We start from the raw sequence: 13,549 nt of genomic DNA, 5'->3' as shown, positions 1-13,549 counted from the left end.
CCCGGCGGCCCCGGGCCCGCACCCGCGCGGGGCCCCGCCCTTCTTCCGGCCGGCCGGGGCCCGGCTCGGTCGTGTTCGACCGTCGTATCGGCGAGTACCGGCGCGTCGCCGTTCCCCCACTCCCGGCTTCGCCCGAGCGGGGGCCCCATGAGCGGGGGCCCCATGAGCGGCGACCCCTCACCCACCCGTGCCGTCCTGGGTGTACCTCCCAGGCCCTTGAGACACTGGGGGAGGCACGACTGCCCGCGGCTACGGCGGCTAGTGGTCCTCCCTCGTCCTCCTCGGCAGCCACAGCCACATCACCACCGCTCCTGTCGCCAGCAGGGCCGTGCTGGTGCGGAAGGCCAGGGCGTAGCCCTCCGTCAGGGAGTGCGGGGTGCGGGGGGTGCCCGTGTGGGCCGCTGCGATCGTGGACATGATCGCGAGGCCCAGGGAGCCGCCCATCGTGCGGGAGGTGTTGACCAGCCCGGAGACCAGGCCGGCCTCCTCCGGTGCCGCGCCGGACGTGGCCAGCGAGGCCAGCGGGGTGGCGGCGATGCCCGCGCCCAGCATCATCAGGATGCCGGGGAACATGATCGCGGTGAGGTACGCCCCGTCCGCGGTCATCGTCGACTGCCAGCCGAAGCCGGTCGCCGCGATCACCGTGCCGAGCACGGCCACGGTGCGCGGTCCCGCCGCGCGCATCAGCCGGGGCGCCAGCTTGGAGCCGATGATCACGGCGAGCGAGCTCGGCACCAGCGCCAGTCCGGCCTCCAGCGGGGTGTAGCCGAGCACGTTCTGCGCGTACAGGGTCATGAAGAACCACATGCAGAACATGGCGGAGCCGCTGATGAGCATCGCCACGTTCGCCGACGCCACCGACCGCAGCCGCAGCAGTCCGAGCGGCATCAGCGGGGCCTTGGCCCGTGCCTCGGCGAGGAGGAACAGGGCGAGGAGGACGAGCCCGGCGCACAGCGGCACCAGCGTGGCCGCCGCCGCCCAGCCCTCGGCCTCGGCCTCGGTCTGTGAGATGCCGTACGCGAGGGTGGCGAGGCCGGCCGTCACCAGCAGTGCGCCCGGCAGGTCGAGCCGCCGTCCGTCCCCGGCCCTGCTCTCCGTGAGCCACCGGGCGGCCCCGGCCAGCACGAGCGCTCCGACGGGTACGTTGATCAGCAGTACCCACCGCCATGACAGCGCCTCCACGAGCACTCCGCCGACGAATCCGCCGGCCGCGCCGCCGCCCGCCCCGACGGCCGTCCAGGTCGCTATGGCCCGGGCGCGGGCCGCGCCCTCCGGCACGGCCGAGGTGACGATGGTGAGCGTGGAGGGCGCCAGGACGGCCGCTCCGAGTCCCTGCACGGCCCGCGCCAGCAGCAGTTGCCAGCCGTCCTGGGCGAGCCCGCCGGCCAGTGAGGCCAGCGTGAACAGGCCGAGGCCGACGAGGAACATCCGCTTGCGCCCGTAGAGGTCACCGGCGCGCCCGCCGAGCAGCATGAAGCCGGCGAAGGCGATGGCGTACGCGTTGACCACCCACTGCAGGCCCTGCTCGCCGAGCGCCAGCCCGCCGCGCATGGACGGCAGGGCGACGTTCACCACCGAGATGTCGAGGACGACGAGGAACTGCCCGGCACAGGCGAGCGCCACCACCAGCCACATGGGCGGTGTGGCGCGAGCGGGCCCGCGGGCGGTGTCGGTGGTTTCGAGCATGTGCGCCATGCTCTCAACCGGGCCCCGCCCCGGCATCGGCTTTTCGTCCGATGCGGACCAGGTCTCCGGACCTGGACCCGGACACGGACCCGCCCCCCGGGCCCGGACGCTGACCCGCCCCCTGGCCCGGACGCGAACTCGCCGCCCCCCCGGTCGGCCGGGGGCGGGCGGGATTCTCCGTCGGGACGGAGGCCGGCGGTCACCCACGGGGGCGCCGCTGGTGTCCCAGCGGTCGCTTTCGCACCGTCCGCAGCGCCCTTTCACTCCATCGACAGACCCGAATGCGATCAATGCCGGGATTTTCCCGATCGCCGCTCCAGCGGGACGCGCCGACGCCGATCGGCACAGTCGACACAAAGGAACGGTCAAGAATTCGTTAGTGGTTCGAAGCATCGGAATAGTTGCCTCGGTGTACGGGGTTCGGTCTGCACGTACCCCCGCACACGGCCGGCCCTGGAGGCACCTTTCCATGACGCAGACGACGACCGACCGTCCCTCCGGCAGAGCGGGCGGGGCCGTGGTCCCGGTGCTCGCCTTCGCGGGCATCGTTGTCGCGGTGATGCAGACCCTGCTGGTCCCGGTCATCAAGGACCTGCCGCGACTGCTGGACACCACCCCCGCCGACGCGACCTGGGTACTGACCTCGACCCTGCTGTCCGGCGCCGTGGCCACCCCGATCATGGGCCGCCTCGGCGACCTCTACGGCAAGCGGCGGATGCTGGTCGCCAGCCTCGCGGTGATGGTGGTCGGCGCGCTGGTCAGCGCGTTCACGAGTGACCTGCTCCTGATGATCGCCGGCCGCACCCTCCAGGGTTTCGCGATGGGCGCCATCCCGCTCGGCATCGGCCTGATGCGCGACATGCTGCCCCGCGAGCGCCTCGGCTCGGCGATGGCACTGATGAGCTCCTCCATAGGCGTCGGCGGCGGTCTCGCGCTGCCCGCCGCCGCGCTGGTCGCCCAGCACTCCGACTGGCACGCCCTCTACTTCGGCGCCGCCGGCCTCGGCGTCCTCGCGATCACGCTCACCCTGACCGTCGTACCGGAGTCCCCGGTGCGCGCCGAAGGCACCTTCGACCTGCCGGGCGCGCTGGGCCTGTCCGCCGGGCTGGTGCTGTTCCTGCTCCCCGTCTCCAAGGGCAGCGACTGGGGCTGGACCTCCGGCACCACGCTGGGCCTGTTCGGCGCGGCGGCCGTGGTGCTCCTCCTCTGGGGCCTGATGGAGTTGCGCGTCCCCGCGCCCCTGGTGGACCTGCGCACCACCGCCCGCCGCGAGGTCCTGCTCACCAACCTCGCGTCGATCATGGTCGGTGTCTCCTTCTTCGTCGTCTCCCTGGTCCTGCCCCAGCTGCTCCAGCTCCCCGCCGGCCACGGGCTCGGTCAGTCGATGGTGGTCGCGGGCCTGTGCGTGGCCCCGCTGGGCCTGACGATGATGTTCACCGCGCCCGTCTACGCCCGCCTCTCCGCCCGGTACGGTCCGAAGACCACCCTGATCCTCGGTCTGGTGATCATCGCGATCGGCTACGGCGGCGGCCTCGGCCTGATGGACGCCGCCTGGCAGACCGTCGTCACCTCGGTGGTCATCGGCGCGGGCATCGGCCTCGCCTACTCCTCCCTGCCCGCGCTGATCATCGGCGCGGTGCCGGCCTCGGAGACGGGCGCGGCGAACGGCCTCAACACCCTGATGCGGTCCATCGGTACGTCGGTGTCGAGCGCCGTCATCGGCATGGTGCTGGCGAACACGGCGGACACCGTGGGCGGGGTGGAGATCCCGACCCTCCACGGCTTCCGGATCTCCTTCCTGATCGCGACGGCGGCGGTGGCCGTGGGTCTGGCCCTGGCCCTGTTCCTGCCCGGCCGGCAGCCGTCGGAGCAGCACCCGCGGCTCCGGGCGAGCAGCGAGGAGGACGCGAACCTGGAGCGCGCGGAGGCGGCCCCGCACGGCTTCCGGGGCCGGGTCCTGGACGCCACCGGGGCACCCGTCGCCCGCGCCGAGGTCACTCTGACCGACCGCCACGGCCGCCGGGCGGGCGCCACCGTCTCCGCCGACGACGGCACGTACGCCCTCGCCGTCCCCGCGCGGGGCCCGTACGTCCTGGCCGCCCGCGCCACCGGCCACGCCCCGCTCGCCGCCCCGGCCCTCCACGAGGGCGACGGGCGCCCGGTCGACCTGGACCTGTCCCTGCCGGGCGAGACGGTCTCCGCCTGACCCCTGTTACCCGTCGGTACCCCCTGTCGCACCACCCGCGCGGGGGGTACGGCAGCATGGGGTCCGTGCACACACGTACGTCCTCGGGAGAGGCAAGCCCCATGTCGATGGCACCCGGGCCCGGGATCCTGGCCGCGTTCGAGGCGGCGAAGGGCTTCATGCCCGTGGACGAGGGCCTGGCCCTGTACGCGGCGGCGGCCGGGGCCGGCCGTCTGGGGCTGCCGCTCCTGGAGATCGGCACCTACTGCGGCCGTTCCACGATCCTGCTCGCCGACGCGGCCCGCGCGGCCGGTGTCACCGCGCTCACCGTGGACCACCACCGCGGCAGCGAGGAGCAGCAGCCCGGCTGGGACTACCACGACCCGGAGACGGTCGACCCCGAACTGGGCCTGATGGACACCCTCCCCACCTTCCGCCGCACCCTGCACCGGGCGGGCCTGGAGGAGCACGTGGTGGCCCTGGTCGGCCGCTCCCCGCGCATCGCCGCCCTGTGGACCTCCCCCCTCGCCCTCGTCTTCATCGACGGCGGCCACACCGACGAGCACGCCACCGCCGACTACGAGGGCTGGGCGCCGCACGTGGCCGAGGGCGGCCTCCTCGTCATCCACGACGTCTTCCCCGACCCGGTGGACGAGTTCACCGGCCAGGCTCCGTACCGCGTCCACCTCAGGGCTCTCGCGTCCGGCGCGTTCACCGAGGTCTCGGCCACCGGATCCCTGCGCGTACTGCGCCGTACCGGCACGGGTATCTGACACCGCTAGGGTGGCCGCGTGTCGTACACAGGTCCCGGCTTCGAACCGCCCCAACCCCGACGGTCCCGGCGCGGGCCCCTGACCGTGGCACTCGCCGCGCTGGTGCCGGGCGCGCTGCTCGGGTGGGCGGTGTACGCCGCGGTGGGCGGGTCCGGGGGCGACGAGGGGTCGGGAAGCACCGCCGCTTCCGTCTCCACCTCTCCCTCCGCTTCCGCTTCCGCTTCCGCCTCGTCCGGTACGCCGTCGCCGGCGCCGTCCGCGGGTTCCGAGGACGAGAAGCCCAGCGTCCCCGCTGCCGCGAGCGGTCCCCTCAAGGGCAAGGTCGTCGTCATCGACCCCGGGCACAACCCGGAGAACTTCGAGCACACCGCCGAGATCAGCCGCCAGGTGGACATCGGGACCAACCGCAAGGAGTGCGACACCACCGGCACGTCCACCAACGACGGTTACGCCGAGGCCGACTTCACCCTCGACGTCGCCCACCGGATGCGCACGCTCCTGGAGAAGCAGGGCGCCACCGTGAAGCTGACCCAGGACGGGGACCGGCCGTTCGGCCCGTGCGTGGACGAGCGGGCCCGGATCGGCAACAAGGCGAAGGCCGACGCCGTCGTCTCCCTCCACGCGGACGGCTCGGGCACCGGCAACCGCGGCTTCCACGTGATCCTGCCCGGGGCCGTCGACGCCGGTGCCGCCGACACCCGCGCCATCGTCGAGCCGTCCGGCGACCTCGGTACGCGCATCGCGGGCAACTTCGTCCGCGTCACCGGCAGCGCGCCCTCCAACTACGTCGGCGGCGGTACCGGTCTCGTCACGCGTAAGGACTTGGGCGGTCTCAATCTGTCAACGGTTCCCAAGGTGTTCATCGAGTGCGGCAACATGCGCGATAGCAAGGACGCGGCACTGCTGACCAGCGGTGCCTGGCGGCAGAAAGCGGCGCAAGGGATTTCCGACGGAATCGTGAGTTTCCTGCGCGGGTGAGGATCAGCGCGCTGATCCGGGCGGACAGCCCGATCGTACGGACGGTAGTGTCGTCCGGACGATGAGGGGCCACCCCCGCGCTTCACACCGGGGCCTTCGGGCGACATGGTGACAGCGACGCCTCTTCCGACGACGAGACGACCTACGAAGGACCTGAAGTGAATATCCGCTCCCTCACTCGAGGCGACGGCGTGGTGATCGGAGCAGCGGTGTTGCTGTTCATCGCGTCGTTCCTGGACCTCTACTCCGTCGACGGCGCACCCGACGATCTCGACCTTCCCAGCCTGTGGGCGAGCGGGCCGGTCGTGCTCGGTGTCGTACTGGCGGGCCTCATCGGCACCGCGCTCATCGTCATCGCCCGCGGCCTGCCGCAGCCGCCGAAGGTCGCGGGGCTCGACCTCGGCCAGCTCGGCATCGCCTTCACGGTGTTCGCCGCCTGGAGCGCCCTCGGCAACATCTTCGACGTGGCCGGCGGCGCCGACAACTTCGAAGGCTCCGGTGACGGCCCCGACGCCGGTACCGGTCTGATCCTGGCCCTCGTCGCCACGCTCGTCATGGCCGCCGCCGCCGTCGCCACCCCCCTGGTGCCCGCCCTCAAGGGTGCCCTGCTCCCGGCCGCCCGTCCCGCCGCCCCGCAGCCGTACGGCGCCCAGCCGCCCAGCGGTTACGGCTACCCGGGTGCGCAGCAGGCCTCGTTCGGTGGTCAGCCGCAGCAGCCCTTCCCGGGGCAGCCGCAGCCGGGCCAGCCCCAGCCCGGTCAGCCGCAGCCGGGTCAGCCCGCTCCGGCGCCCGCCGGTGACTTCTCGCCGTTCTGGTTCGCGGTGCCGGTGCCCCGTCCGCTGTTCCCGGAGGACGGCTCGCCCACGCCGATCGCCGAACTGGCCCCCGGTACCTGGTACCTGGCGGTCGAGCAGCGCGGTCCGTCCCTGGTCGCCCAGACCCAGGACGGCCGCCGCGGCGTCCTCCAGGACACCTCGGGCATCCAGCGCGGCTGACCGGCCCCGGCCCTTTCCCGTCACGGCCCCCCGCCCCTTCCGGGCGGGGGGCCGTTGTCGTTCCGCGGGCCGGCGACGGCCGGCGGCGGCCGGCGGCGGTCCCCCGGGGGGAGCGCCGGACGGGAACCGCGCCTGCGCCACTGCCCGTTCCGGGAGGTGGCCGAGCGCCGCCCGGACATCGTCCGCGCCATCCGCCCGGGCCTGGTGCGGGGCACGGTGGGGCCGCTGCGGGCCCCGCCGGTCGCCGAGAGCCCGGAGCCCTTCGTCGCCCCGCACGTGTGCGGGGCGACCCCGCGCCGCACGGACGCGGCCTGAGACCCGGAACGGGTCAGCGGCCGACGGACTCCGCGGCCGGTCCGGCCGGCTCCTGTGCGCCCCGCGTCTCTTCCTCGATCCGTTCGATCAGCCCGTCGAGCACCCGCTCCGCCTGCTCCGGGTCGAAGTCCTCCCCCAGCCGCTTGCGCACGCCGTCGTCGCTGAGGAGATGGTGCACGGTCGGCGTCACGTCCTGCCGGGCGAGGCAGCTGCGGGCGCACTGCAGCACGCAGCCGTCGATGGCGATGACCGGCCGGTCGCCGCGCGCCTTGCGCACCAGGCTCGGCACGTCCCCGCCGACGCCGGCGATGCAGGACATCTCGGCGATGCCGCGCCGGTCGAGCTGGACCGCGAGCCAGTTGGTCATCTGGGCCGCGCTCGAACAGCCCGAGCAGGAGTAGACGAGCGGCAGATCACGGCGGCGTTTCACAGGGGGCCTCACTCGGGGCGGCGGGGATCGCGCGGTGCGCTCCCCGCCAGCCTGGGAGCGGTGCCCCGACGGGCGCATGGGTCCGTCGGGGCACCGGCACAGGGCCGTTCGGCCCGTTCAGCGCACGCGCAGGATGCCGTGCGCACCGCGTTCCGCGTCGCTCATGATGTGCGTGACGAACGGGTAGTCGCCGGCCTCGGGCAGGGTCAGCTCGACGAACCCGCCCGACGCGGGGGCGAGATCGAGGACCTGCGCGCCGCCGCGTTCCGCGTTGCCCGGCCGCAGGTCGTACGCGCCCTCGCGGAACACCGTGTCGAACTGGCCGCCCACGACGTGGAAGGCGCTCGGCACGTTCGGTCCGGCCGTCAGCACCCAGATCCGTACGCGCTCGCCGGTCCCCGCCGTCAGCGGGTCGTGGTCGTACTGGTTGGCGTACCCGTTGAAGGCGACCATGTCGGGCTCCTTCGCGTTCACCTTGTCCGCGTCGGCCGTGCCGTTCTGCTCGCCGAGGTAGAACTCCGACTGGACCAGGAGGTATTCGCGGTCCACGCCCGGCAGGCCGGGCGGGTCGATGACGACGGCGCCGAACATGCCGTTGGCGATGTGCAGGGACATCGGCATGGTCGAGCAGTGGTACATCCACACCCCGCTGCGGGTGGCCTCGAAGCGGTACGTCAGTGACTCGCCGGGCTGGATGGTGCGCATCGGTCCGTCCGGTGCCAGTGCCCCGGCGTGGAAGTCGACGGAGTGGCCGATGGTGCCGTCGTTGACGAGGGTGATCTCGAAGGTGTCGCCGACCCGGCCGCGCAGCACGGGCCCGGGGGCCGTGCCGTCGAAGGTCCACAGCGTCTGCCGTACACCGGGGGCGACTTCGGTCTCCGCCTCCTTCACGGTGAGGGTCCGCTTGTGCACCTGGGGGCCGGATCCTTCGGCGACGGGCGGCAGTCGGGCGTCGCGGGCGGTGGAGCCGTCGGCCGGTTCGGCCATCGGGTCGAAGGCGTCCGCGGCGGATTCGCCCGTGCTCTCGGACGCCGCCCCGCCGTGGTCGTGCGCGCTCTCCCCGCTCTCCCCGCCCTTCTCGCTTCCTTCCGCCGCGGTACCGCTGCCGCCGTCACCGGTGACCCGTACCCCGAAGACCATGCCCATCTGCCGGTGCCCGACCACCGAGCACCAGCCGTCGAGGTCCCGGCCGACGACGCCCGCGTCCAGCGTGGCCCGCTTCCCCGGGGCGATCCGGTCGGTGCGGGCGCCGGTCTCCAGCACCAGGTCGTGCGTGTCGGTACCGGTGTTGTGCAGCTCGATCACCAGGCGGTCGCCCGCGGGCACGTCGACGGAGGCCGGGGAGAAGCGCATGTTCCGCACCGTCACCTCGACCGTGGTCGTGCGGCCGGTCGGTGTCACCTCCCCGCCGTCCGCGTTCGTGGCGGCGGACCGTTCCAGGATCGGCAGCGACCGCACGTCCGCCGCGCCGCCGCCCGCGACGGCCAGCATCACCACGGCGAGCCCGAGGGCCACACCGCCGAGCACGCGGTGCGGGGGCGCCGGCGCCTCCGCGGGGGCCGGTCCGGGCGCGGGTACGGGCCCGGCCGTCCCCTTCCGGCGGTTCCGTATGCCCCGTACGACCGTGAGCACCAGCAGGACGAGGAAGTACAGCAGCATCACCAGCAGCAGCACCGAGCAGACCACCCGGACCACGGACGGTACCGGCAGGACGCAGAGCAGCAGCGCGGCGTTGGTGACGGTCAGCCGGGCGGGCCAGGCCCGTTCGAGTCCGGCGGTGGCGGCGCGTACGGCCGTGGGGCCGCCGCCCAGGACCACGGGGACGAGGAAACTGAGGGCGCCGAGCAGTACCTGGGCGATCCAGCCGGCGGCGAGCGGGGCGGTGAGCAGCGACGTACGCTCCCCCACCGTGATCCAGGACGTCGTGGAGAGGAGGATGCCGGCCAGGACCAGCAGGGACCCGGCGAGCCAGAGGCTGCCCGCGGCCACCGACCAGGCGGCGAAGGAACGCGGGACCTTGGCACGGGCCTCGCGGACCCAGGGAATGCCCGCGATCACCAGACCGGCGGCGTGGACGACGACACCGGGAGCGGCCAGCGGCGGGGGGCCGAGCAGCGCTGCGGCGACGGCCGCGCCGATCCCGGCGAGCAGCACGGGGAGGGCGCGGCGTCCGGCCCGTTCCGCGCCGTCCGCCACCCGGGTGCGCAGCATCGTCGGCCACAGGGTGATCAGCGTTCCGGCCACGGTGAGGCCGACCCAGCCGAGCAGGTTGATCATCTCGTGGGCGAGCAGCAGCCGTTCCGGGAGGTCGCCGCCGAGTTCGCCGCGGGCCATGAGGACACCCAGCGCGGCGCCCACGGGCAGCAGGGCGGCGGCGGCTACGTAGTAGCGCACGGTCATGGAGAACCGGCCGGGCAGGGCCCGCCGCAGCAGTCGTACCAGCCACACGGCGTGGGCGGTGACGGCGGCCGCGACCAGGCTTCCGCCGACGAGCACGACGGGCCACCGGTCGGTGTACATGCCGCCGATGACGGCGACGGCTCCGGCGTTCAGGCAGAGCAGCCGCAGTGCGGCGGGGGCGCCCCGGTTCGCCTCCGGCAGCCGGAGCACGGACGCGGCGAAGTGCCCCGACCAGATGACGACGGCGTTGGTGACCGCCCCGAGCAGCAGGGTGTGGACCAGCAGCCAGAAGGCGTGCGGCAGGAAGTGGTGGGCGCCGCCGACCACGGCGAACAGGACGAGCCAGGCCACCACGACGGCGTTCACGCCGAGGTGCCACAGGGCGCGTGGTGAGCGTCCGGGCGGCTTCGGAGCGGGGCCGTTCGCCGTGGGGGAGGAGAGCTGCGTGGTCACCGGGGGTTCCTCGGGTCGGCGGGGGTGCTGGAGGGGGAGGTGGCGCGTCGGGTGGCGGTCACCGAAGCGGTCGCCGCCGTCAGGACGAACAGCAGGACCGCGGCGATGTTGAGCGCCCCGCCGAGCTGCCACGCCCCTCGGATCTCCCGCAGGTCGCCGACCAGCACGCGCAGGGCGAGGGAGCCGTGCAGCAGCCAGGCCGCCACCGCGAGCCCGGGGTGGTAGGGCAGGGGGCGGCGCAGGACGGCGGGCAGGATCACCGGGGCGTGCGCCATGATCATCGACATCACGAAGCCGAGGAACACGGCGTGCACCACGGCGTCGTAGCGGCTCCCCTCGGCGACCGGGCCGCCCAGCAGCCACAGGGCTCCGGCGAGGCCCAGCCACGCGTACCCGGCGAGCAGGCACGCGGCGCTGAAGCGGGGCAGTCCGGTGGAGCGCAGCAGCCGGCGGGCGACGTCGTGCACCGTGAGCCAGGCGACCAGCGCGAGCAGGGCCGCGCCGAGCAGGAGCGTGCCGGTGGCCGGCCACATCAGGGTGGTGACGACGCCGGTGACGACGGCGCCGACGCACGCCAGGAAGGTGGGTTCCGCGCGGGGCGCGAGGAGGGCCACCCGGGCGAGTTCCAGCCGCTCGCCCGCGATGGTCAGTACGAGGAACGCGACCAGCCAGGGCAGCAGGCGCGGGACGTCGAGGCCGCCCAGCCACAGCAGTGCCGCGCCGAGCGCCGACACGGCGCCCGCAGCCTGGGCGATCAGGGCGGCGCCCGGCTGCCGCTGCCAGAACCGCGCGTACAGCGCGGTCAGTACGGCGGCCCCGGCGACGAGCAGCAGCCGGGGGACGGCCAGGTCCACGGGGGTGAGCAGCAGCAGCCCCCCGGCGCCGAGCGCGCCCGGCGCGAAATAGGGCCACCGCCCGCCCAGCGCGACGGCACGCTCCAACGCCACCAGCGTGCCGGCGAAGCCCAGCACCAGCAGCACCCCGTGCACCTGGGGCAGACGGTCACTGGTGACCGGGGCGGGCAGTCCGAGCAGGACGAGCGCGGCATCGAGACCGGCGAGCAGACAGACACCGGCGGCCAGCAACAGGGGCGCACGCCGCGCACCCGCACGCCGCGCGGCCGGGGTGGCGGAGGTCACGGGGTCTCCCCGGACTCGACACCGCGCCGCCGCTCGGGGCCGGCGTCCGGCGCGGGGCCGCTGTCCGACACAGGCCCGGCGTCCGACGAGGTCCCGGCACCCGACACGGAGCCGCTGTCCGACACAGGCCCGGCGTCCAACGAGGTCCCGGCACCCGACACGGGGCCGGCACCCGACGGGAGGCCGGTGCCCGGCGCAGGGGGCGTGTTCAGGTGGAGGCGGCAGGCGCCCGGTTCGGCGAAGGGCAGGAGTTCGATCTCCTGGGAGTTCTCGCCCAGGGCGCCGAGGGCGGCCCGGGCCAGTCCTTCGTGGACGCCGCAGATGACGCCGGGATGCTCGCGGGCCGTCTCGACGAAGGGGCAGCGCGGCAGTCGGACTTCGCGCGCCTCCGCGTCGGCCTCCGGGGCGAAGCCGATCTCCCCGAGGAGGTCCAGCAGCCGTTCCCGCGCCTCCCGCGGGTCCGCCGACGGCTCCTGCCCGGCGGTCAGGACGCGCCCCCAGTCCTCGCCCGCCGCAAGCGCCTCCCCGCGCGGATCGGTGCTGGTACGGGCGATCCGCGCGGCCAGCACGGCGGCGAGCCCCGCGTACTCCCGCGCGGGGGACTCCTGCGGCGGACGGGCCCGGTAGCGCCAGGCGGGACGGCCGCGCCCGGCGGGGGCGGACCGTTCGCGGGCGGCCAGGCCGTCGTCCACCAGGGCGTCCAGGTGCTCACGCACGGTGTTGACGTGCAGCGCGCACACCTGGGCGAGCGCGGTGGCGGTGACGGGACCGGCCTGTCCGCGCAGGTACTGCAGGACACCGCTCCGCTGCCGGGACAGCGGAACGCGGTGTGCTCCGCTGCCGGGAAGCGGTCCGTTATTTTCCACGGTCATGTCCGTACTATATTGCAGGTACCGACCCGGTCCGTTCGGACGGGTTGTCGATGGCTGGAAGGAACGGCCCCCTGATGAGCACTCTCACCCTCGCATCGGACCCCAAGGACGCGGCGGCCGTCGAAGCCGTCGAGGCGCACCACGCCCAGCTGGCCGGTGAGCTGGCCGGACGGGTGGCCATGCTGCTCGCCGCCGCCGACCGCGACCCGGCCGCGGCCGACGGCATCCGCATCGGACTCGTCGCCTTCTGCGACCAGGAGCTGATCCCGCACGCGGTCGCCGAGGAGGGCACCCTCTACACCGCCGCCCGCGACCTGCCCGAGGCCCGTCTCCTCATCGACGGCATGCTCGCCGAGCACCGCGGGCTCACCGCCCTGGTCGACGCGCTGCGCGAGGCGGACTCCGCCGTACGGGCGGCGGCCGACGGCCGGGCCCTGCAGGTCCTGTTCGAGGAGCACCTGGGCAAGGAGAACGACCTCGTCCTGCCACTGCTCGCCGGTGCCCCGGACATCTCGCTGGCCGATCTGCTGGGCGGCATGCGCGAACTGCTCGGCGGCGGCGAGGAGGCCGCGGAGGGATCCGCGGGCGGCGGCTGCGGCGGCACGTGCGGCTGCGGCGGATCGGACGACGTGGAGGTGCCCGAACTCGACGTCCGTGACGTCCCGCACGCGCTGCGGCACGCCACGGTCTTCGGCGCGCTCGGTGCCGTACCGGCCGGGCGGGCCATGGTGCTCGTGGCACCGCACGACCCGCTGCCGCTGCTGCGGCAGATCGAGGACCGGCACCCCGGTGTCTTCGCGGTGGAGTACCAGGAGCGCGGCCCGGAGGCGTGGCGCCTGCTGCTCACCCACCGCTGAGCCCACGCCGAACTTCCGCACCGGCCCTGGACGTTCCGGGTTTCATCCGCCCGTTCGGGGCCAGTCGGAGAGTATGTCCCCTCGATATCGCACTGGTTCCAACTCCGCAGGGACGGTCGTCGCGGTGATCGCGGACATCATGGCCGTCATCCTCGGACTCTGGATTCTGATGTACCTGCTGGACGCCAACCGGGGCAACGACCTGGTGCAGTTCGTCCACGACGCGGCCAACTGGCTGGCCACCTGGTCACGTGACCTCTTCACCTTCGACGAGGCCTGGGCCCGCGTGGTCGCCGGCTACGGACTCGCCGCCGTCGTCTACCTCTTCATCGGCCACGCCATCGCGGGCCGCCTCCGCCGGTACTGAGGCGGCCCCGGCCCCGGACCTCACAACCAGCTGGTCACGTGACCCGGGGGTCTGGGGGACACCCCCAGTGAACACAGCACCTTCGACGAGGCCTGGGCC

Annotated in this window: 12 protein-coding genes; 7 read left to right on the top strand and 5 right to left on the bottom strand. The window is 74.0% G+C overall.

The genetic code is table 11. The features are described from left to right. Positions 1 to 258 precede the first annotated feature (258 nt). Complete coding sequence (locus tag ACIA6T_RS05785) at positions 259 to 1,695, bottom strand: MFS transporter (RefSeq protein WP_399445294.1); 1,437 nt, start codon at positions 1,693 to 1,695, stop codon at positions 259 to 261. Positions 1,696 to 2,155: 460 nt separating this feature from the next. On the opposite strand from ACIA6T_RS05785, the gene ACIA6T_RS05780 reads away from it, so the two are divergent. The 5 genes from ACIA6T_RS05780 to ACIA6T_RS05760 all read left to right on the top strand — a co-directional run bounded on the left by ACIA6T_RS05780 (position 2,156) and on the right by ACIA6T_RS05760 (position 6,932). Beyond that, positions 2,156 to 3,892 (top strand): MFS transporter, encoded by a 1,737-nt coding sequence (locus ACIA6T_RS05780; protein ID WP_399445293.1) that lies wholly within the window; start codon positions 2,156 to 2,158, stop codon positions 3,890 to 3,892. 101 nt (positions 3,893 to 3,993) lie between these two features. After that, positions 3,994 to 4,644 (top strand): class I SAM-dependent methyltransferase, encoded by a 651-nt coding sequence (locus ACIA6T_RS05775; RefSeq protein WP_399445292.1) that lies wholly within the window; start codon positions 3,994 to 3,996, stop codon positions 4,642 to 4,644. Between the two features lie 18 nt (positions 4,645 to 4,662). Continuing rightward, on the top strand, positions 4,663 to 5,622 hold the full coding sequence (locus ACIA6T_RS05770) for an N-acetylmuramoyl-L-alanine amidase (RefSeq protein WP_399445291.1): 960 nt from the start codon (positions 4,663 to 4,665) through the stop codon (positions 5,620 to 5,622). Positions 5,623 to 5,780: 158 nt separating this feature from the next. Then, positions 5,781 to 6,617, top strand: a complete 837-nt coding sequence (locus ACIA6T_RS05765; protein WP_399445290.1) for a hypothetical protein — start codon at positions 5,781 to 5,783, stop codon at positions 6,615 to 6,617. Positions 6,618 to 6,773: 156 nt separating this feature from the next. After that, on the top strand, positions 6,774 to 6,932 hold the full coding sequence (locus ACIA6T_RS05760; RefSeq protein ID WP_399445289.1) for a hypothetical protein: 159 nt from the start codon (positions 6,774 to 6,776) through the stop codon (positions 6,930 to 6,932). Between the two features lie 13 nt (positions 6,933 to 6,945). Here the strand turns inward: ACIA6T_RS05760 and ACIA6T_RS05755 are convergent, their stop codons facing one another. The 4 genes from ACIA6T_RS05755 to ACIA6T_RS05740 form a co-directional block, all read right to left on the bottom strand. Further along, a complete protein-coding gene (locus tag ACIA6T_RS05755) occupies positions 6,946 to 7,362 on the bottom strand; it encodes a putative zinc-binding protein (protein ID WP_399445288.1) in 417 nt (138 codons plus the stop codon). A 117-nt stretch (positions 7,363 to 7,479) separates the two neighbouring features. Then, positions 7,480 to 10,215, bottom strand: coding sequence for a multicopper oxidase domain-containing protein (locus ACIA6T_RS05750; protein ID WP_399445287.1), 2,736 nt, complete (start codon positions 10,213 to 10,215; stop codon positions 7,480 to 7,482). Then, positions 10,212 to 11,354, bottom strand: a complete 1,143-nt coding sequence (locus ACIA6T_RS05745) for a hypothetical protein (protein WP_399445286.1) — start codon at positions 11,352 to 11,354, stop codon at positions 10,212 to 10,214. The genes ACIA6T_RS05750 and ACIA6T_RS05745 overlap by 4 nt, the downstream gene beginning before the upstream one ends. Beyond that, positions 11,351 to 12,226, bottom strand: coding sequence for a helix-turn-helix transcriptional regulator (locus ACIA6T_RS05740; RefSeq protein WP_399445285.1), 876 nt, complete (start codon positions 12,224 to 12,226; stop codon positions 11,351 to 11,353). Before ACIA6T_RS05740 ends, ACIA6T_RS05745 begins: the two co-directional genes overlap by 4 nt. 74 nt (positions 12,227 to 12,300) lie before the next feature. Between ACIA6T_RS05740 and ACIA6T_RS05735 the strand changes: the two genes are divergently transcribed. Both ACIA6T_RS05735 and ACIA6T_RS05730 read left to right on the top strand, forming a co-directional pair. After that, on the top strand, positions 12,301 to 13,083 hold the full coding sequence (locus ACIA6T_RS05735) for a DUF2249 domain-containing protein (protein WP_399445284.1): 783 nt from the start codon (positions 12,301 to 12,303) through the stop codon (positions 13,081 to 13,083). A gap of 73 nt (positions 13,084 to 13,156) precedes the next feature. Beyond that, positions 13,157 to 13,450 carry a hypothetical protein gene (locus ACIA6T_RS05730; protein ID WP_073935733.1) on the top strand — a complete coding sequence of 98 codons (294 nt, stop codon included), beginning with the start codon at positions 13,157 to 13,159 and terminating at the stop codon, positions 13,448 to 13,450. Positions 13,451 to 13,549 lie beyond the last annotated feature (99 nt).

Origin of the sequence: Streptomyces sp. NPDC051740 (assembly GCF_044453165.1) — a bacterium.
In the GTDB taxonomy this organism is placed as follows: Bacteria; Actinomycetota; Actinomycetes; order Streptomycetales; family Streptomycetaceae; genus Streptomyces; species Streptomyces atrovirens.
This window is presented reverse-complemented; position numbering and strand designations above follow the sequence as displayed.